Source organism: Pseudomonas sp. A014, assembly GCF_052378495.1.
In the GTDB taxonomy this organism is placed as follows: domain Bacteria; phylum Pseudomonadota; class Gammaproteobacteria; order Pseudomonadales; family Pseudomonadaceae; genus Aquipseudomonas; species Aquipseudomonas machongensis.
This window is the reverse complement of record NZ_CP199001.1, coordinates 4,676,360-4,695,968: the sequence shown is the minus strand read 5'-3', so window position 1 is coordinate 4,695,968 and position 19,609 is coordinate 4,676,360. Positions and strand designations below refer to the sequence as shown.

The 19,609-nt window shown below is 63.6% G+C and carries 18 protein-coding genes; 7 read left to right on the top strand and 11 right to left on the bottom strand.

The window, feature by feature from the left end; all coding sequences use genetic code 11:
* Positions 1-101 precede the first annotated feature (101 nt).
* From ACTYOL_RS21840 to ACTYOL_RS21825, 4 genes are all read right to left on the bottom strand, one after another.
* The gene (locus ACTYOL_RS21840; protein WP_371926266.1) at positions 102-1,307 is read right to left on the bottom strand and encodes an OprD family porin; all 1,206 of its coding nucleotides are present in this window, start codon (positions 1,305-1,307) and stop codon (positions 102-104) included.
* Between the two features lie 291 nt (positions 1,308-1,598).
* Positions 1,599-3,053 (bottom strand): AdeC/AdeK/OprM family multidrug efflux complex outer membrane factor, encoded by a 1,455-nt coding sequence (locus ACTYOL_RS21835; protein ID WP_063545955.1) that lies wholly within the window; start codon positions 3,051-3,053, stop codon positions 1,599-1,601.
* Positions 3,050-6,202: a multidrug efflux RND transporter permease subunit TtgB gene (gene ttgB / locus ACTYOL_RS21830; RefSeq protein WP_054894499.1), complete on the bottom strand. Its 3,153-nt coding sequence runs from the start codon at positions 6,200-6,202 to the stop codon at positions 3,050-3,052. The genes ACTYOL_RS21835 and ttgB overlap by 4 nt, the downstream gene beginning before the upstream one ends.
* Before the next feature lie 3 nt (positions 6,203-6,205).
* Positions 6,206-7,360, bottom strand: coding sequence for an efflux RND transporter periplasmic adaptor subunit (locus ACTYOL_RS21825; RefSeq protein ID WP_054894498.1), 1,155 nt, complete (start codon positions 7,358-7,360; stop codon positions 6,206-6,208).
* Between the two features lie 254 nt (positions 7,361-7,614).
* Here ACTYOL_RS21825 and ACTYOL_RS21820 point away from each other — a divergent pair, with 254 nt between their 5' ends.
* Positions 7,615-8,247: a TetR family transcriptional regulator gene (locus ACTYOL_RS21820; protein ID WP_065862401.1), complete on the top strand. Its 633-nt coding sequence runs from the start codon at positions 7,615-7,617 to the stop codon at positions 8,245-8,247.
* 82 nt (positions 8,248-8,329) lie between these two features.
* On the opposite strand, the gene ACTYOL_RS21815 is transcribed toward ACTYOL_RS21820, so the two are convergent.
* Positions 8,330-9,781: an MDR family MFS transporter gene (locus tag ACTYOL_RS21815; protein ID WP_153773152.1), complete on the bottom strand. Its 1,452-nt coding sequence runs from the start codon at positions 9,779-9,781 to the stop codon at positions 8,330-8,332.
* Between the two features lie 377 nt (positions 9,782-10,158).
* On the opposite strand from ACTYOL_RS21815, the gene ACTYOL_RS21810 reads away from it, so the two are divergent.
* Positions 10,159-11,028: an isocitrate lyase/PEP mutase family protein gene (locus ACTYOL_RS21810; protein ID WP_054894495.1), complete on the top strand. Its 870-nt coding sequence runs from the start codon at positions 10,159-10,161 to the stop codon at positions 11,026-11,028.
* An 18-nt stretch (positions 11,029-11,046) separates the two neighbouring features.
* Here ACTYOL_RS21810 and ACTYOL_RS21805 read toward each other — a convergent pair whose 3' ends face one another.
* Both ACTYOL_RS21805 and ACTYOL_RS21800 read right to left on the bottom strand, forming a co-directional pair.
* Positions 11,047-11,220, bottom strand: coding sequence for a hypothetical protein (locus ACTYOL_RS21805; RefSeq protein WP_172964814.1), 174 nt, complete (start codon positions 11,218-11,220; stop codon positions 11,047-11,049).
* Positions 11,221-11,346: 126 nt separating this feature from the next.
* The gene (locus tag ACTYOL_RS21800; RefSeq protein ID WP_125931524.1) at positions 11,347-12,255 is read right to left on the bottom strand and encodes a LysR family transcriptional regulator; all 909 of its coding nucleotides are present in this window, start codon (positions 12,253-12,255) and stop codon (positions 11,347-11,349) included.
* Positions 12,256-12,360: 105 nt separating this feature from the next.
* Between ACTYOL_RS21800 and ACTYOL_RS21795 the strand changes: the two genes are divergently transcribed.
* Together ACTYOL_RS21795 and ACTYOL_RS21790 are read left to right on the top strand one after the other, a co-directional pair.
* Positions 12,361-13,236 carry an MBL fold metallo-hydrolase gene (locus ACTYOL_RS21795; protein ID WP_444757047.1) on the top strand — a complete coding sequence of 292 codons (876 nt, stop codon included), beginning with the start codon at positions 12,361-12,363 and terminating at the stop codon, positions 13,234-13,236.
* 30 nt (positions 13,237-13,266) lie between these two features.
* Complete coding sequence (locus tag ACTYOL_RS21790) at positions 13,267-13,881, top strand: NAD(P)-dependent oxidoreductase (protein ID WP_200603799.1); 615 nt, start codon at positions 13,267-13,269, stop codon at positions 13,879-13,881.
* Between the two features lie 74 nt (positions 13,882-13,955).
* On the opposite strand, the gene ACTYOL_RS21785 is transcribed toward ACTYOL_RS21790, so the two are convergent.
* Positions 13,956-14,831 (bottom strand): LysR substrate-binding domain-containing protein, encoded by an 876-nt coding sequence (locus tag ACTYOL_RS21785; RefSeq protein WP_054894491.1) that lies wholly within the window; start codon positions 14,829-14,831, stop codon positions 13,956-13,958.
* A 112-nt stretch (positions 14,832-14,943) separates the two neighbouring features.
* On the opposite strand from ACTYOL_RS21785, the gene ACTYOL_RS21780 reads away from it, so the two are divergent.
* A complete protein-coding gene (locus tag ACTYOL_RS21780; protein WP_444757046.1) occupies positions 14,944-16,578 on the top strand; it encodes a 5-guanidino-2-oxopentanoate decarboxylase in 1,635 nt (544 codons plus the stop codon).
* 27 nt (positions 16,579-16,605) lie between these two features.
* Here the strand turns inward: ACTYOL_RS21780 and ACTYOL_RS21775 are convergent, their stop codons facing one another.
* Positions 16,606-17,529 carry an AraC family transcriptional regulator gene (locus ACTYOL_RS21775; protein WP_065862394.1) on the bottom strand — a complete coding sequence of 308 codons (924 nt, stop codon included), beginning with the start codon at positions 17,527-17,529 and terminating at the stop codon, positions 16,606-16,608.
* A 202-nt stretch (positions 17,530-17,731) separates the two neighbouring features.
* Between ACTYOL_RS21775 and ACTYOL_RS21770 the strand changes: the two genes are divergently transcribed.
* A complete protein-coding gene (locus tag ACTYOL_RS21770; protein ID WP_054894488.1) occupies positions 17,732-18,025 on the top strand; it encodes a putative quinol monooxygenase in 294 nt (97 codons plus the stop codon).
* 111 nt (positions 18,026-18,136) lie between these two features.
* On the top strand, positions 18,137-18,370 hold the full coding sequence (locus ACTYOL_RS21765; RefSeq protein WP_065862393.1) for a hypothetical protein: 234 nt from the start codon (positions 18,137-18,139) through the stop codon (positions 18,368-18,370).
* Here the strand turns inward: ACTYOL_RS21765 and ACTYOL_RS21760 are convergent, their stop codons facing one another.
* Positions 18,371-18,976, bottom strand: a complete 606-nt coding sequence (locus ACTYOL_RS21760) for a flavin reductase family protein (protein ID WP_112899042.1) — start codon at positions 18,974-18,976, stop codon at positions 18,371-18,373.
* A gap of 118 nt (positions 18,977-19,094) precedes the next feature.
* Entirely contained in the window at positions 19,095-19,538 is a 444-nt protein-coding gene (locus ACTYOL_RS21755) for a heme utilization protein (protein ID WP_444757045.1), read from the bottom strand.
* Positions 19,539-19,609 lie beyond the last annotated feature (71 nt).

Below are 19,609 nucleotides of genomic sequence, written 5' to 3'. Positions count from 1 at the left end.
ACCTTGTCACTTATTCCGTCAACGATGGTTTAGTTAGTTGTTTAGCTGTTTTTGTTATTTATAGGGGCGGGTAAGCCCGCCCCCCAAGCGCGGCGCGACTTTCACAACAGGCTGAACGGATAACTCACGATCAGCCTGTTCTCGTCGAAGGCGTTGGTGCTGAAGTCCCTGCGCATGGTGGAGTTGCGCCATTTCACCGACAGGTCCTTGAACGTACCGGACTGGATCACGTACGCCAGTTCGCTCTCGCGCGCCCACTCCTTGCCATCGGTGATGCTGCCGACATGCACGTTGTCCCCCTTGATGTAGCGGTTCATCAGGGTCAGCCCGGGGATGCCGACGGTGGCGAAGTTGAAATCGTGGCGCAGTTGCCAGGAGCGTTCCTTGGCATTCTCGAAGCTGGCGTTGTAGCTGTCGTTGGCCAAGGTGCCGCCGCTGGTGCCGTTGACTCGCATCCACTCGTCATCGCCGCCGACCTTCTGCAGGCCGACATAGAACGTATGACCCTGATAGCGCGCCGAAAGCATGGCCGAGGCGGTGCGGTTGTCCAGCTTGCCGGCACGCTCGGCGCCGTCTTCCTTGCCGATGAAGTAACCCAGGTTCGCCCCCAGGGTCCAGTCGCCCAAGGGCTGGCTGTGCACCAGGTTGAAGTACTGCTGGCGGTAGATATCCTTGAGCTGGGCGTCCCACACCCCGACCAGGGTGCGCTTGTCGTTGAAGCTGTACTCACCCCCTGCAAAGTTGAAGCGGTCGGAGGTGAAGCCCGGGCGGCTGAACAGCGCCATGTCCTCCATGCTTGCGTCGTTGCGCGGGCTGTTGCCACGGAACTGGCCGGCGTACAGGGTCAGCCCGGCGATCTCCCTGGAGGTGATCTGGCCGCCGCGGAAGGTCTGCGGCAGCGAACGACCATCGTCAGAGCGCAGGATCGGCAGTACCGGCATCCATTCGCCGACCTTGAGCTCGGTCTGTGAAATCCTGGCCTTGAGCGCGACACCCAGGCGGCCGAAGTCGTCGGCGGGGCGACCATCGTCGTGCACCGGCAGCAGCTGCGTGCCGGCCGTCCCCTTGCCGCCATCGAGCTTGACCGAATACAGCCCCAGCACATCGACGCCAAAGCCGACGGTGCCCTGGGTGAACCCGGAACGCGCGTCGAGGATGAAGCTTTGCGTCCATTCCTCGGCCTTGCCCTGGGCCTTGGCAGGGTCGACGAAGTTGCGGTTGATGTAGAAGTTTCGCAGGTTGAGGGTGGCCTTGGCGTCTTCCAGGAAGCCGCCGTCGGCGGCGAGGGCGGGGAGGGCGCAGGACATGGCCAGAAGGCCCGGCAGCAGGGGGCGTGCGGGTTGCAAAATGCTCATCTGTCGTGGATCTCTTGTTTTTATGGGCGAGTCGGAGCGCTGCGGCCGGAGGCTGCAGGTCGACGCTTTATTGATGAACTTGTGCAACGTTGCGTGAAGGATGGTGCGTGATCGGAGCTGCGGCGAGCAATTCGTCGGAAGTGGAACGGGGCGATAATCGAACGCATTGTGTGAGGCGGGGTGTTGTTGCCGGAAAACAAAAAGCCCACCGCGAGGGTGGGCTTGATGCTTTTGCCGGATCACTCAGCCTTTGGGCGAGTCCACCGAAGCCTGCTGGTTGGCCTGTCCGGTCTGCTCGTACCAGCCACCGCCGAGCGCCTTGTACAGGTTGACCTCGCTGGTCAGCTGCGACAGGCGATCGCTGATCAGCGCCTGCTGGGCACTGAACAGGTTGCGCTGGGCGTCGAGGAAGGTCAGGTTGCTGTCGATACCGATGCGGTAGCGACGCTCAGCCAGACGGTAGTAATCCTGGTTGGCGGCAACCAGGTCACGCTGGGCCTGCAACTGCTCTTCGAAGGTCTTGCGCGCCGCCAGGCCATCGGAGACTTCCTGGAAGGCGGTCTGGATGGTCTTTTCGTACTTGGCGACGTTGATGTCCTTCTGGATCTTCGAGTAGTCCAGGCTGGCGCGCAGGCTGCCGGCGTTGAAGATCGGCAGGTTGATCTGCGGTTGGAACAGCCAGGTCCCCGAACCACCCTTGAACAGCCCGCCCATGTCCGGGCTCAGGGTGCCGGCGTTGGCGGTCAGGCTGATGCTCGGGAAGAACGCCGCGCGGGCTGCGCCGATGTTGGCGTTGGCAGCCTTGAGCAGGTGTTCGGCTTCCTGGATGTCCGGACGCCGCTGCAGCAGGTCGGACGGCAGGCCCGCTGGCACGTCGGCCAGTTGGTCGGCGTCGAGCTTCAGCGAGGCCGGCAGGTCCGCCGGTACACCGGTGCCCAGCAGCACGGTCAGGCTGTTCAGGTCCTGCGCCACCAGGCGCTGGTACTGCGACAGCTTGACCCGCGCGCCTTCGACAGCGGTGCGCGCCTGGCTCAGGTCAAGTGCGGAGGCCACGCCGACCTCGTTGCTGCGGCGGGTCAGGTTGTAGCTTTCTTCGTAGGTCTTGAGCGTTTCTTCGGTCAGCTTCAGCAGCGCCTGGTCGGCCTGCCAGGTGTAGTAGGCGTTGGCCACGCTGGCCACCAGGCTGATCTGCGTGGAGCGACGTGCCTGCTCGCTGGACAGGTAGGTCTCCAGTGCCTGTTCACTCAGGCTGCGGACGCGGCCGAACAGGTCCAGCTCATAGGCGCTGACGCCCAACGTTGCCGAGTACTGGCTGGTGATGTTCGCTTCGCCGGTCTGCGACAGGTTGCCCGGAACCCGCTGACGGCTGCCGCTGCCGGTGGCCGAGACCGCCGGGAACAGGTCGGCGCGCTGGATGCGGTACTGCGCACGGTAGGCATCGATGTTCAACGCGGCCACACGCAGGTCGCGGTTGTTGACCAGCGAGGTCTGGATCAGCTTCTGCAGCGCCGGGTCGTGGAAGAACTGGCGCCAGCCCTGTTCGGCGGCGGCCACGTCTGCCGACTGGGTCGGCGAGTACGCAGGGCCTTGCGGCCACTGCGCGGCCACCGGCGCTTCCGGGGTCTGGTAGTCAGGAATAAGCGAGCAGCCGCCGAGAATGAAAGCGGTTACCGCCAGGGACAACAAAGACTTGGTCATTGCCCAGCCTCATTACGTGGAGTTTCAGGGGTGGCGTCGGTGTGCGGCTCTTTGCTGCCGAACAGCGACGACACTGCTACGAAGAACAGCGGTACCCAGAAGATCGCCAGCACAGTCGCACTGATCATGCCGCCGATCACCCCGGTGCCGATCGCGTGCTGGCTGCCAGAGCCTGCGCCGCTGGCGATGGTCAACGGTACCACGCCGAGGATGAATGCCAGAGAGGTCATGATGATCGGGCGCAGACGCATGCGGCACGCCTCGATCGTCGCATCGAACAGGCTCTTGCCCTGTTCGTGCAGCTCTTTGGCGAACTCGACGATCAGGATGGCGTTTTTCGCCGCCAGGCCGATAGTCGTCAGCAGGCCGACGAGGAAGTACACGTCATTCGACAGCCCGCGCATGCTGGTGGCGATCAGTGCACCGATGATACCCAGCGGCACCACCAGCACGACGGCGATCGGGATCGACCAGCTTTCGTACAGCGCTGCCAGGCAGAGGAACACGAACAGCAGCGAAAGGGCGAACAGCGCCGGCATCTGCGAACCGGAGAGCTTCTCCTCGTAGGACATGCCGGTCCAGGAGTAGCCGATGCCCGACGGCAGTTCGCCGACGATGCGTTCGACCTCGGCCATGGCCTCACCGGTACTGTAGCCAGGCGCCGGGGCACCGAGGATCTCGACTGCTTCCACGCCGTTGTAACGCGACAGCTTCGGCGAGCCGTAGGTCCATTCACCGGAGGCGAAGGAGGAGAACGGCACCATCTCGCCCTGACCGTTGCGCACGTACCACTTCTGCAGGTCTTCGGGGCTCATGCGGGCACTGGAGTCGCCCTGGATGTACACCTTCTTGACCCGGCCACGATCGATGAAGTCGTTGACGTAGCTGCCACCCAGCGCGATCGACAGGGTGTTGTTGATGTCGGCAATGGTGACGCCCAAGGCACTGGCGCGCTCATCGTCGACGATCAGCTGGTACTGCGGCTCGTCGTTCAGGCCGTTGGGGCGCACGGCGGAGAGGATCTTGCTCTGCGAGGCCTTGGCCAGGAACTGGTTGCGCGCTTCCATGAGCTTCTCGTGGCCGACGCCGGCACGGTCCTGGAGGAACACGTCGAAGCCGGTGGCGTTACCCAGTTCGAGCACTGCTGGCGGTGCGAAGGCGAACACCATCGCATCGCGGAAGCTGAAGAAGTGCTGCTGGGCGCGGGTCGAGAGATTGAACACGCTGTTCTCGGCCGAACGCTCGCCCCAAGGTTTGAGCATGATGAACGCCATGCCCGAGCTCTGGCCACGACCGGCGAAGTTGAAACCGGTCACGGTGAACACCGACGACACGGTGTCGGCTTCGTCCTTGAGAAGGTATTCGCGCATCTTGTCGACGACCACCTGGGTGCGTTCGGCACTGGAACCGGCCGGGGTCTGCACCTGGGCGAAGAGTACGCCCTGGTCTTCTTCAGGCAGGAACGCGGTGGGGATGCGAGTGAACAGCCAGATCATGCCCACCACGATCAGCGCATAGGCCAGCAGGAACGGGATCTTGTTGCGCAGGATGGTACCGACACTGCGCTCGTAGCCCTTTACGCTGCGGTCGAAGTTACGGTTGAACCAGCCGAAGAAGCCGCCCTTGGCCGTGTGGTGCTCACCCTTCTTCAACGGCTTGAGCATGGTCGCGCACAGCGCCGGGGTGAAGATCAGTGCCACCAGCACCGACAGGCCCATGGCCGATACGATGGTGATCGAGAACTGGCGGTAGATCACGCCGGTGGAGCCGCCGAAGAAGGCCATCGGCAGCAGTACCGCCGAAAGCACCAGGGCAATACCCACCAGTGCGCCCTGAATCTGCTGCATCGAGCGCTTGGTCGCTTCCTTGGGGGGCAGCCCTTCTTCGGACATCACCCGCTCGACGTTTTCCACGACGACGATGGCATCGTCCACCAGCAGGCCGATGGCCAGGACCATTGCGAACATGGTCAGGGTGTTGATGCTGAAGCCTGCGGCGGCAAGGATGCCGAAAGTGCCCAGCAACACCACCGGAACGGTCATGGTGGTGATGATGGTGGCGCGGAAGTTCTGCAGGAACAGGTACATCACCAGGAACACCAGGACCACGGCTTCGATCAGGGTGTGGATTACCCCGCTGATCGATTCGGTGACCACTGGCGTGGTGTCATACGGGAACACTGCCTTGACCCCGGGCGGGAAGAACGGCTCGAGGTCGCTGATGGTCTTGCGCAAAGCCTTGGCGGTATCCAGGGCGTTGGCGCCGGTTGCCAGCTTGACCGCCAGGCCCGATGCCGGCTTGCCGTTGAACTGTGCGCTGACCGCGTAGTTCTCGCCGCCCAGCCCGACCTTGGCGACGTCACGCAGGCGCACCTGCGAGCCATCGCTGTTGACCTTGAGCAGGATCTTCTCGAACTGCTCGGCGGTCTGCAGGCGAGTCTTGCCGATGATGGTGGCGTTGAGCTGGGTACCTGGCATCGCTGGCAGGCCACCGAGCTGGCCGGAAGAGACCTGCACGTTCTGCGCAGTGACGGCGGTACGTACATCGACCGGGGTCAACTGGAACTTGTTGAGCTTGGCCGGATCGAGCCAGATACGCATGGCGTACTGGGCACCGAACACCTGGAAGTCACCAACGCCGGCAGTCCGCGAGATCGGGTCCTGCATGTTGGAGACGATGTAGTTGGCCAGGTCGTCCTTGGTCATGCTGCCATCTTCGGACACCAGGCCGATCACCAGCAGGAAGTTCTTCACTGCCTTGGTGACACGGATACCTTGCTGCTGCACTTCCTGCGGCAGCAGCGGGGTGGCCAGGTTGAGCTTGTTCTGCACCTGCACCTGCGCGGTGTCGGCGTTGGTGCCCTGCTCGAAGGTAGCGGTGATGGTCATGCTGCCGTCGGAGTTACTTTCCGAAGACACGTAGCGCAGGTTGTCGATACCGTTGAGCTGCTGCTCGATGACCTGTACCACGGTGTCCTGCACGGTCTGCGCCGAGGCGCCCGGGTAGGTCACGGCGATGGCGATGGCCGGCGGCGCGATGCTGGGGTACTGGTTGATCGGCAGTTTCAGGATCGACAAGGCCCCGACCAGCATGATCACCAAGGCGATCACCCAGGCGAAGATCGGGCGATCGATAAAGAACTTCGACATGGTTTACTCCGCTTTGGCGTCGGCTTTCGCGGCGCTGGCCTGTTCAGGGCTGCCCGGCTTCTTGACGTTGGTGGCTTCGCTGACCTTGACCTCGACACCTGGACGCACGAACTGCAGCCCCTCGGTGATCAGGCGGTCGCCCGGATTGAGGCCTTCCTCGATCAGCCACTCGTTGCCCAGCGTGCGGCTGGCCTTGAGTTGACGCAGTTCCACCTTGTTATCCTTGTTCACCACCAGTGCCGTGGGCGAGCCCTTGAGGTCGCGGGTCACACCTTGCTGAGGGGCGAGGATCGCGTTGGCATTGACACCAGCTTGCAGGCGGGCATGCACGAACATGCCAGGCAGGAGGGTGTGGTCCGGGTTGGCGAACACCGCACGCAGGGTCACCGAGCCCGTGGTTTCATCGACCGAGACTTCGGAGAACTCCAGGCGACCTTCACCGGCGAACGTGCTGCCGTCTTCAAGCACCAGTTGCACCTTCGCGGCATTGTCGCCAGCCTTCTGCAGCCGGCCGCTTTCCAGATCACGGCGCAACTTGAGCAGTTCGGCGGTGGACTGAGTAACGTCGACGTAGATCGGGTCGAGCTGCTGGATGGTGGCCATGGCGTTGGTCTGGCCATTGCTCACCAGCGCGCCTTCGGTGACCGACGAGCGTCCGATGCGACCGCTGATCGGCGCCAGCACCTTGGTGTAGCGCAGGTCGATCTGCGCGCTCTTGAGCGAGGCTTCGGCCTGCAATCGTTTGGCATTGGCGTCGTCATATTCCTGTTTGGAGACGGCCTGCTCGTCGATCAGCTGCTTGTAGCGCTCGGCCAGCGAGCGGGTAGCCTGAAGGTTGGCCTGGGCATTACCCAGGTTGGCTTCATAGACGGCGGGATCGATCTGGTAGAGCTGCTGCCCTTCCTTGACGTCGCTGCCTTCCTTGAACAGGCGCTTGAGAATGATGCCATTGACCTGTGGACGGACTTCGGCGACGCGATAGGCGCTGGTGCGCCCTGGCAGTTCCGAGGTCAGGGTGAAGGCCTGCGGCTGCAGGGTGACGACGCCGACCTGAGGAGCCTGCGCTGCAGGCGCGGCTTCTTCTTTCTTGCAGCCACTGAGCAGGGTTGCAAGGGCGACGGCGGAAACCAGGGCGGTAACGGCTGGCTTGAATTGCATGAGGATCCTCGGGTCGCAGGAGCAGGGGGAGCTCAAGAATAGTGGAAGAGTCTTGTCAGAAAAATCGCTATCGAGTGGATTAGTAGCTTACTAACGAATATACTTACATTCATGGTTGTTTGTAAATACCGCGTGGTGGTACCAGGCTACTACCGCAAAACGTGATTAATGCATCCGGGAGTCGCCCTGCAGAGGCGAACCCGGCCCAAAGCCCAGGCGATTCTTGTGCCGGGCTCAGATGAGGTTGAGCTGCCATGGTCCGTCGAACCAAAGAGGAAGCCCAGGAAACCCGCGCCCAGATCATCGAGGCGGCGGAAAAGGCTTTCTACAAGCGCGGAGTTGCGCGAACCACCTTGGCCGATATCGCCGAGATCGCGGGCGTCACCCGTGGTGCGATCTACTGGCATTTTAGTAACAAGGCCGAGCTGGTCCAGGCGCTGCTCGACAGTTTGCATGAGACCCATGACCATCTCGCGCGTGCCAGCGAAAGCGAGGACGAGCTCGATCCGCTCGGCTGCATGCGCAAGCTGCTGTTGCAAGTGCTCAACGAGCTGGTACTGGACGCCAGGACCCGGCGTATCAATGAAATCCTGCATCACAAGTGCGAGTTCACCGATGAGATGTGTGAAATCCGCCAGCAGCGACAAGGCGCCATCGTCGAATGCCACGAAGGCATTTCCCGCGCCTTGGCCAATGCGGTACGCCGTGGCCAGTTGCCCGCCGACCTGGATGTCGAGCGGGCGGCCATCGCCATGTTCGCCTATGTCGACGGCCTGATCGGGCGCTGGTTGCTGCTCCCGGACAGCTTCGACCTGTTGCGCGATGCGCAAAAATGGGTCGACACAGGGTTGGATATGCTGCGCTTGAGCCCGGCCCTGCGCAAATGACACTTTGTTAAGGATTGTGATGAAGTTTTTCCCGGCAGGATTAAGCCGGGGTTAAAAGGGCCGCTTTGCGGCCCTGGCCTTTTCAATGCCCCCGTAACTGCCGGTCTGGCAACGCCAGTGCCGCCAGCAGCCCCAGCACTGCCGCGGCGGCACTGGCCAGCAGCAGGTACCGGAACGTCACCAGCAGATGCGCCTGGGTCGCCGGATCCGTCTCGCCGCCCTTCAGGCTGCCCAGCAGCGGGTTGCCCAGCACCTCGAGCCCTCCGAGATGCAGCAGCGCCAGCAGCAGGCTGGACATGCAGGCCACGCCCATCGCCCCACCCAACGAGCGGAACAGGTTGGTGGTGCTGGTGGCCACACCGATATCCTTCATGTCCACCGCGCTCTGCGTCCCCACCAGCGAGGTCGGGAACTGCAGCCCGCAGGCGATACCGGTCAACAGCATGAACAACCCGCCCAGCCAGGCTGACTGCGGCGGTGTGAAGGCCATGCCGAGGATCGCCAGCGGCATCAGCAGTGCGCCCGCCAGGATCTGTGGTTTGTAGCGACCGGTGAATGTCGTCAGGCGGCCTGCGCTGAAGGCTCCCAGTGGCAACCCCATCGCCAACGGCAGCAGGTGCAGCGCGGCACTGTCGGCGCCGGCACCGGTGATGCTCTGGAAGCGCAGCGGCATGAGCATGGTCAGCGAGATCGACTGGAAGCTGGCGAAGAAGATCACGCACCAGCACAGCACGGCGACCCGATTGCCGAACAGTTTCAGTGGCAACAGCGGCTCCTGGCAGCGGCGTTCGTGGGCGACGAACAGCACCAGGCCCAGTACCGCGCAGGCAAACAGGGCCAGCACCGGCGCCGCGGTCCAGGCATGCCCTTGACCCACCAGGGTGATGCCCAGCAACAAACTGCCCAGGCCCAGGATCAGCAGCAGTGCACCGATATAGTCGACCTGTGCTTCCCGGCGTTGGACCGGCATGCCCATCAGCGCGCGGCGGATCACCCACCAGGCGCAAAGCCCCAGCGGCAGGTTGATCCAGAACACCCAGCGCCACGACAGGTATTCGGTCAGCCAGCCGCCGAGCACCGGGCCAGCCACGCTGGCCAGGGCGTACATGCTGCTGAAATAACCCTGGTAGCGCCCGCGCTCGCGAGGCGGGACGAAGTCGCCGATGATCGCCTGGCTGACCGAGACCATGCCGCCCGCGCCGATGCCCTGCAGCACGCGCGCCAGCACCAGTTGTTCCATGTTCTGTGCCAGGGCGCAGAAGATCGAGGCCAGGGTGAACAGTGCGGTGCCGGTGAGGATCATGCGCCGACGGCCATACAGGTCGCCCAGCTTGCCGTAGATCGGCACGGCCACGGTCATGGCAACCATATAGCCGGAGATGACCCATGCCAGCAGGCCGACATCGTTGAACTGGGCAGAAATGGCCGGCATGGAGACGGCGACGATGGTCTGGTCGAGGGCACCAAGAAGAATCGCCAGCATCAGCGCGCTGAGCACGCTACGCAAGTCGGCGGGGGGCAGGGCGGCGGTCACGGGGTCACACCTTGTGGTCGGAGGTAGTGAAATTGTGCTGTTCGTCGGCGGCCCGTGGCGAGTGAAATGGCTGCGAACGAGACGGGGATTGTAACCTGAGTTAGGTAGCTTCCTATGTACTGTCTGCATCGCCTATGCACGATCGGCATAAGCGCTTTCACACGAACGCGCATGGCCGCGTGATATCGTGCAGGTTCATAGCAGCCGAAATACACTGGTTTGCACCCATTTGGTGCATTGTGACCCAGGTTTCCGCATCGCTGTAATCCCGCACTTCTCTTCCACTCTCTGCATGTCATGCCTATGGCAGGGCGGAGGGTCCCGGTTCAGGGGCGGTAGTCAGCCAGTTCGACTTTTCACGTTTATGCGGAGTGATCATGCCCAAGGCTTCCCACCAAGATCTGCGTTTTGCCTTCCGCGAACTGCTCGCGTCGGGTTCGTGCTATCACACAGCTTCAGTCTTCGACCCGATGTCGGCGCGCATTGCCGCAGACCTGGGCTTTGAAGTCGGTATCCTCGGCGGCTCGGTCGCTTCCCTGCAGGTGCTCGCCGCCCCGGACTTCGCCCTGATCACCCTGAGCGAATTCGTCGAGCAGGCCACACGCATTGGCCGCGTCGCCCAGTTGCCCTTCATCGCCGATGCCGACCATGGTTATGGCAACGCGCTGAACGTCATGCGTACGGTAATCGAGCTGGAGCGCGCCGGCGTGGCGGCGCTGACCATCGAAGATACCCTGCTGCCGGCCCAGTTCGGTCGCAAGTCCACCGACCTGATCTCGGTGGAAGAGGGCGTCGGCAAGATCCGTGCAGCGCTGGAAGCGCGAGTCGACTCGTCGCTGTCGATCATTGCCCGGACCAACGCTGGCGTACTGACCACCGAGGAAATCATCGTCCGCACCCAGAGCTACCAGAAGGCCGGTGCCGACGGTATCTGCATGGTCGGGGTGAAGGATTTCGAGCAACTGGAGCAGATCACCGAGCACCTGAACGTGCCGCTGATGCTGGTCAGCTACGGCAACCCGAACCTGCGTGACGACGAGCGCCTGGCGCGCCTGGGCGTGCGCATCGTGGTCGATGGCCATGCGGCGTACTTCGCTGCGATCAAGGCCACCTACGACTGCCTGCGATTGCAGCGCGGGCAGCAGAACAAGTCCGAGAACCTCAGCGCCACCGAGCTTTCGCACACCTACACCCAGCCTGAGGATTACATCCGCTGGGCCAAGGAGTACATGAGCGTCGAGGAGTGACCGACAGGCGTTGTCGGGCTACCTGAGGGCGCTCAGCGTTGCGGTGTGCGGGACGCAGTGCTCGTGTGCGCAACTGGCTGCGGTACTGGGCTGGCTGCGCAACAGCTCGACGCGCCAGCAGGCCGAACCATAGAGCCCGGCCACGGCGACCAGGGCCAGGACGATCACGCACCGTCTGGATTTGATGCCCATGTTGCCTACCTCCTGCTGTGACCACAGGTGATACTTGCAAGCATAGGTCAGGTCGCAGCAATTGCCTGGAGCGAACATCGAGATCGGTGCGATTTGCGTCACAGCGGCGCAAGGCCGCTCCACGCACTAATCCAGCTCCCGATCCCACTCCGGTTCTTCGCTGAAGCGTTGGGCAAGAAAGTCCAGCATGCTGCGCAAGGTCGCGGGCATGTGTTTGCGTGAGGTGTAGACCGCATTGAGGTTCAGCTCCCGCGGTCGCGCCAGGGGCAGTAGTTTCACCAACTCGCCGCGACGCACTGCGCAGGCGGCCTGGTAGGTCGGCAGCATGGCGATTCCGGCACCGGCCAGGGCGGCCTTCTGCAAGGTCAGGGCTTCGTTGGCGCTGATATTGCCCTGCACGGGCACCGCGACCTGTTCACCGGCCACCTCGAAATGCCACAGGCTGTGGCCGAAGTAGGCGTGGGTCAGGCAGTTGTGCTGGGTCAGGTCCTCGACTCGCTGCGGCGTGCCGTACTCGCGCAAGTAGGCGGGGCTGGCGCAGACCACCGAACGGCAGACGCTCAGGCGTCGGGCAATCAGGTTCGGGTCCAGGTCGTTGCTGGTGCGGATCGCCAGGTCGATGCGCTCGTCAACCAGGTTGACCGTGCGATCGAGCATCTGCAACTCCACCTTCACCCCCGGATAGCGTTTCACGTACTCCGCCACCGCATCCACCAACTGCGCCTGACCGAACGAGGTGCTCACGCTGATGCGCAACTCGCCGCGCGGCGCATCTTCAGGCGCACGCACCGCTGTCTGCAGGTCGCAGGCCAGTTCCAGCATCTGTCGGCAGCGTGGCAGGGTGTCCAGGCCCGCGGCGGTCAGGCTCAGCTTGCGCGTGGTGCGCTGCATCAAGCGTGCGCCGACCCACTCCTCAAGCTCCGCGAGATAGCGCGACACTACAGGCCTGGAAAGCTCCAGGTGATCTGCCGCAGCCGACTGGCTACCCAGGTCGACGACGGTGACGAACACGCGCATGGCGTTCAGACGGTCCATGATTTGCCCGATTTCAGAAACAAACTATGTTCAAGCATCGCATTTTTTGTGACGGATCGGGCAACTAAGCTGTGTTCCATCGTCCCGCTTTCAGGAACCCTCACCATGTCGATTTTCACTCCACTGCGCAGTCTGATGCTGGCCTGTGTCGCCCTGACGGGCCAGGCAATGGTGGCCGATCCGCTGCACCTGGATGTCTACAACCCAGGCCATGACGCACTGTTCCCGGTCAGTTCGGTGATCGTCAGTGGCGAGCGGGAGGCTGTGCTGGTGGATGCGCAGTTCGGCAAGGCCCAGGCCGAGCAGGTGGCTGAGCGCCTGCGTGCCAGTGGCAAGCGGCTGACCACCATCTACATCAGCCATGGCGATCCGGACTATTACTTCGGCCTCGACACCCTGACCCAGGCGTTTCCAGACGCCAAGGTGGTCGCCTCCGCTGCCACTGTGGCGCACATCCGCCAGACCATGGACGCCAAGCTGGCCTACTGGGGGCCGCAGATGGGCGCCGACAAGCCCGCGAAACTGGTCGTACCCCAGGTGTTGGCCGGTAACCGTCTCGAGCTGGAGGGGCAGGCGCTCGAAGTCGTTGGCCTGGACGGCCCGCAGCCCGAGCGCAGCTTCGTCTGGATTCCCTCGATCAAGGCGGTGGTCGGTGGTGTGGTGGTTTCCGAGAACATTCACGTATGGATGGCTGACACCCAGTCTGCCCAATCCCAAACCGACTGGCTGGCAACGCTTGCACACATCGAAAAACTCGCCCCGCGCACGGTGATCCCAGGCCACTACCTGGGACAGAGCAGCCGTTCGCTGGATGCCGTGCGCTTCACCGCAGGCTACATCCGCGCCTTCGACAGCGAAGCGGCCAAGGCTCGTGATGCGGCGGCGCTGATTGCTGCAATGAGCAAGCGTTATCCGAACCTGGCCGATGAAAGTTCCCTGGAGCTCGGGGCCAAGGTCGCAAAAGGCGAAATGAAGTGGTAACCCCCTTACAACCCTGATGGAGTGTTTCCCATGAGCAAGATCGCAATCATCGGTGCCACCGGCCGCGCCGGCAGCCAGTTGCTGGAAGAGGCTCTGCGCCGTGGCCACAGCGTGGTCGCCATCGCACGCGATACGTCTTCGCTGCAGGGCCGTGAAGGTGTCACGGTCAAGGCGCTGGATGCCAAGGACAGTGCTGCGCTGCAGGCGGCAGTCACAGGCGTGGACGCTGTGCTGAGCGCTGCGCACTTCTCCACCCTTGCGCCGCAGGCGATCATCGAGCCGGTCAAACGCGCCGGGGTCAAGCGACTGCTGGTGGTCGGCGGTGCCGGCAGCCTGCTGCTGCCGTCGGGGCAGCGGGTGATCGACAGCCCGGACTTCCCCGAGGCGTACAAGGCCGAGGCCAGCGCCGGCGTGGGCTTTCTCGATACCTTGCGCCAGGAGCCGACCCTCGACTGGACCTTCCTTTCGCCTTCGGCCGAGTTCGTCGAGGGTGAGCGCAGCGGGCGCTATACGCTGGGCAAGGATCACCTGCTGATCGGCGCCGATGGCAAGAGCTGGATCACCTTCGCCGACTACGCCATTGCCTTGATCGACGAACTGGAAAAGCCTGCCCATACGCGCCAGCGCTTCACTGTCGGCTACTGAGGTGTCGCTGCCAGTTTTTCGCAGGTGAATCGCGGCGCAGTACATGCTGCCGAGCTCATGGGGTCGCAGGGCCGCTAAAGACTGGCGCGTGCCTGCAGCCACTCCAGTAATTCGCCCAGCCCCGGCGGCAGGCTTTTCGACGGGCAGACCAGGTAATAGCCTTTGCCCGTCATCACCTTCAGCGCAAAGGGCATGCATAACCGCCCACTGCGCAGGTCATCGCCGATCAGCGCCCAGTCGCCGATGGCCACCCCGGTCCCCTGGGAGGCCATGGCCATCGCCATGTCCAGTGTCTCGAAATGCTGGCGTCGGCCCTGTGGCTCGAACGCAGCGCCGGCCGCTTGCAGCCACAGGCGCCAGTCACGCTCGTCGCGCGAGGGGTGCAGCAGCATGTGCCGCGCCAGGTCCTCCACTCGCTCCAGAGGCATGCCGCCTTGCAGCAACGAGGGGGCGCACACCGGTGTCAGTTGCTCGTCGAACAGCTTGCGCACCAGCGATCCCTGGGCGGGCGGGCTGCCATACACCACTGCCGCATCGAAGCCTTCATGACGAAAGTCCACGCCGTGCTGCACCGTCGTGGTCAGTTCCACCGGCACATCCGGGCGCAGCGCCTGCCATTCCATCAGCCTCGGCAGTAGCCAACGCATCACGCAGGTCGGGGCCTTGAGCTGCAAGGTGGCGGTGCGCGCACTGACCTCGCGCACCCCCTGTTCGATCAGGGCGAACACTTGCTGCACCCGCGGCAGCCAGTCCTGGCCTTCACGGGTCAGGCTCAGGCCACGGGCCTGGCGCTGAAACAAGGGGTAGCCGAGTTGCTCCTCGAGCCCGGCGATCTGACGGCTGACAGCGCCCTGGGTGATGTGCAGATGCTGGGCGGCACGGGTGAAATTGCAGTGCTGGGCGGTGACCAGGAAGGTGTGCAGGGCGGGCAGGGGAGGGAGTCGTTTCATCGTGGCGAGCCATGATCTGGAGACATGGCTAGTATGTGTTTTTTTGCATTGTCGCGGTAGCCGCAGCTTGATTCCATGAGCACTGATTTCAACAAGAATCAGGGTAAAGACGATGGCAACCTGTGGCGAAGTACTGGTCAAACTCCTCGAAGGCTATGGCGTAGACCATGTGTTCGGGATTCCCGGCGTGCATACCGTGGAGCTCTATCGCGGGCTTGCGCGCTCGTCGATCCGTCATGTCACGCCGCGCCACGAGCAGGGCGCCGGCTTCATGGCCGACGGCTACGCGCGTACGCGCGGCAAGCCGGGAGTGTGCTTCATCATCACCGGCCCCGGCATGACCAACATCACCACGGCCATGGGCCAGGCCTATGCCGACTCGATCCCCATGCTGGTGATCTCCAGCGTGCAATCGCGCAATGCACTGGGCGGTGGGCGCGGCAAGCTGCATGAGCTGCCGAACCAGTCTGGGCTGGTGGCGGGCGTTTGCGCGTTTTCCCAGACCCTGATGAGTGCCGATGACCTGCCGCAGGTGCTGGCCCGCGCCTTCGCCGTGTTCGACGGTGCCCGGCCACGCCCTGTGCATATCGAGATCCCGCTGGATGTGCTGGTCGAGCCAGCCGACCACCTGCTGCAAGTTCGCCCGGTGCGTACCAGCCGTGCAGGCGCCGCGCCGCAGGTGGTGGCGCAGATGGCCGAGCGTCTGGCCAAGGCCCAGCGCCCGTTGATCCTCGCCGGTGGCGGTGCGCTGGCGGCAGGCGAGGCCCTGGCGCAACTGGCCGAGCAGCTCCAGGCGCCGGTGGCCCTGACCATCAATGCCAAGGGCCTGCTGCCGGGTGCTCATCCGTTGCAGATCGGCTCGACCCAATCGCTGCCGGCAACCCGTGCCCTGGTTGCCGAGGCCGACGTGGTACTGGCCATTGGTACCGAGCTTGCCGAAACCGACTACGACGTGACCTTCAAGGGCGGATTCGAGATCCCCGGCAGCCTGCTGCGCATCGACATCGATCCAGACCAGACCGTACGCAACTACCTGCCTGAGCTGGCACTGGTCGCCGATGCCAAGCTGGCTGCCGAAGCCCTGGTTGCAGCGTTGGCCGAGCAGCCTGCGGTGCGTGACGAACGCTGGGGCGCTGCCCGTGCCGAGCGCCTGCGTATCGACCTCGCTGCCGGCTGGGACCAACCGACCCTGAGCCAGACCCTTCTGCTTACCGCGATACTGGAAACCTTGCCCGATGCCGTGCTGGTGGGTGACTCGACCCAGCCGGTCTACACCGGCAACCTCACCCTCGACCTTGCGCGTCCGCGTCGCTGGTTCAATGCGTCGACCGGCTACGGCACGCTCGGCTATGCCTTGCCAGCTGCGATGGGCGCCTGGCTTGGCAGTGCTGAAGTCATGGCTGAACGCGCCCCGTCGGTGTGCCTGATCGGTGACGGCGGCCTGCAGTTCACCCTGCCGGAACTGGCCAGTGCAGTCGAGGCACAGGTACCGCTGATCGTGCTGCTGTGGAATAACCAGGGTTACGAAGAGATCAAGAAGTACATGGTCAATCGCGCCATCGAGCCTGTGGGCGTGGACATCCACACCCCCGACTTCATCACCGTGGCGCAGGGGCTGGGGGCTGCGGCCGAACATGTCGGCGATGTGGCGCAGTTGCAGGCCGCGCTGGCGCTGGCGGTCGAGCGCAAGGGGCCGACCCTGATCCAGGTGGACCAGGCACAGTGGCAGGCAGCGGTGGCCGGCTGAGGCGCTCGCTCTCGGGGGCTTGCGGAATCAACCCGCGCTCGAGCGCAGGCGCGCCATGTCGCGAATTGGCGGCGCGCCGTACAGCCGGCTGTACTCCCGGCTGAACTGCGACGGGCTTTCATAGCCCACTCGATACCCCGCCACCGCGGCCTCCAACCCATCGTTGAGCATCAGGCGCCGGGCTTCCTGCAGGCGCAGTTGCTTCTGGTACTGCAACGGGCTCATGGACGTCACGGCCTTGAACCTGTGGTGCAGGGTCGAGGTGCTCAGGTTCACTTCCCGGGCCAGCTCCTCGATGCGCAGCGGCAGGTGGAAATGCTTGTTGAGCCAGGTGATCGCCTGGCTCACGCGGTGTGTCTGGCTGTTGGCCAGGGCAATCTCGTACAGGCGATGCCCCTGCGGCCCGCGCAACAGGCGGTAGAGGATTTCGCGGCGAAACAGCGGGGCCAGCATCGGGATGTCGCGCGGGCTATCGAGTAAGCGGACCAGGCGCAGCAAGGCATCGAGCAGGTGCGCATCGGTCTTCTCCACATACAGCCCAAGCCCGGACTGCACGCTGGGCACCAGCATCGGGCCGCTTTCGGCAATCAACTGGCTGATCTCTGCTGCGTCCAGATCGATCCGCAGCCCAAGCACAGGGTTTTCCGGGCTGGCGTCGAGCCTCACCCGGCTGATCGGCATGGTCACCGACACCACCATGTAGTGCAGCGGGTCGTAGGCATACTGCTGATCGCCCAGGAACAGACTCTTGCTGCCTTGGGCCATGACGCAGAGGGCCGGCAGGGCCAGGCCCGGCTTCGAACGGATGTTGTCTTCATAGCGCGACAGGTACAGCTGCTCGATGGCCGTCGGTGGTCCGTGGGGATCGCCTGCGTGCCTCAGGATCAGGTCAGCGAGTTCCAGACGCTGGTTTTCCAGGGTCGGGTCGAGAGCGGCAAGGGCAGTGGTCATGATCGAATTCCTCCAGGGACCGGGCCAGCATAGATTTGGGCAACATCCGGCGCTAGCCAAATGCTGCCGACCGATTGCCTGATCCTGCATTGCGACAGGATCAGGCAATCGGCAGACAGAAATGGCCTAACGCAGGGTGCGGGCGAGGACCTAATCTTGGCAGCCTGGCTTTTCCGTCCCGCCTGCTTCAAGGAGATCGTTCATGACCTTGCATCAACCGGTCACACACTTGGCTTTCATCCGTGCCAGCAGCGGTCGTTCGGCGGAACTCGGCATGCGCCTGCGCGACCTGCTCGAGCCTTCGCTGCGCAGCCCAGGCTGTCTGGCGTTCACCGTCCAGCGCTCCCAGGTTGACGCTGACCTCTGGCTGCTCAGCGGCAGCTGGCAGGACCAGCAGGCCATGCGCGGTTACTTCGCTTCACCGACGCTCGAGGTCTTCGGCGACCTGCTGCAGGAGCGGGTGGTGGCGAGCATGGACCTGCAGACCTTCGATTGAGGGTTGGTCGCGGGTAACCTTCTCGCGGGCAAGCTTGCCTATGAAAAGGCCACTACCGTAACGCCTGCTGCAGTAGAATCCCGCCCCTCGTTCAACAGCTGGAGCACAGCAATGGCACGTAGAGAGTTCCCGGGCTTCGAGGCCGTTTCGGCGATGGTCCCGGTCGAAGGTGGCGGCTACCACGCGGCAATCGCGGTCAAGGCCCTGCACATGGGTGGGGCACCGCGCTTTCACAAAGTCCTGGAGGGCCAGGTGTTCAAGTCGGCACTGGCCGCTGACGAGGCGGCCTGTGCCGAACTCGAACGCCTGCAGGGCGTCGGTGAAGAGGGCGAGCTGGCCTGGTGATCAGGCCTGCGGGCGACGCATCTTGAACAGGTTGCCCAGCTCGAAGTAATCCGCCGGGCCACCGCCACGCAGGATCGGCTCGGCGGCAGCAGTGTCGTAGATACCCTCTTTGAGCAGGTGCTCGGCGATGTGCACGGCCACCACTTCACCCAGGATCAGCCAGCTGGGCACCAGCTCCTGATCGGCGCGCTTGAGCTGGATGATCTGGCTCACCTTGCACTCGAAGTTCACCGGGCTCTCACCCACCCGCGGCACGCCGACCACGTTCGAGGGCGCCGGTGTCAGGCCGCTCAGCTCGAATTCGTCGATATCCGCAGCCACTGCGGCGCAGCTCTGGTTCATCTGCTCGGCCAGCGGGCGCGTGGCCAGGTTCCAGACGAACTCGCCGGTCTGTTCGATGTTGTTCAGGCTGTCTTTGCGCCCGACGCTGCAGAAACCGATGATCGGTGGAATGTAGTTGAAGGCGTTGAAGAAGCTGTAGGGCGCCAGGTTCAGGCGACCTTCGCGATCATGGGAGGATATCCAGCCGATGGGCCGGGGGCCGACGATGGCGTTGAACGGGTCGTGGGGCAGGCCGTGGCCTTTGGCGGGTTCGTAGTAGTGCATCTGCGCAGGGCCTTGGCCCTTCCTCTGGGACGGACGAGGCGCCTAGTGTGCCAAGCCTTGAGCTGGCTGGGAATGATCAAGCCCGGCCAAAACCGGGCAGGGTGACACGCATCAGTGATCAGCTGATGCGGTGGGCGTTGGTGCGGCTGAAGCCATCTTCAGCGAAGCGTTGGCCGCCAGTACGGTCGAAGCCGTCTTCGGCGAAGCGTTGACCACCAGTGCGGTCGAAGCCGTCTTCGGCAAAGCGTTGACCACCAGTGCGGTCGAAGCCGTCTTCAGCGAAGCGTTGGCCACCGGTGCGGTCGAAGCCGTCTTCGGCGAAGCGTTGGCCGCCAGTGCGGTCGAAGCCATCTTCAGCGAAGCGTTGGCCGCCAGTGCGGTCGAAGCCGTCTTCAGTGAAGCGTTGGCCACCGGTGCGGTCGAAACCGTCTTCTGCGTAGCTGGCCGATTGGCTTTGTGCAGCGGCGAAGGTGTGGGCGTTGGTGCGGTCAAAGCCGTCTTCGGCGAAGGCACCTGCGGCGAAGACCGAAAGGGCCAGGGTCAGGATCAGTTGGTTTTTCATGGTCGTTGCTCCAGTAGATTCGAGGGGGTTTGTTCTTGCTATGAATCTCATGCTACGCCGATTAATTTGAT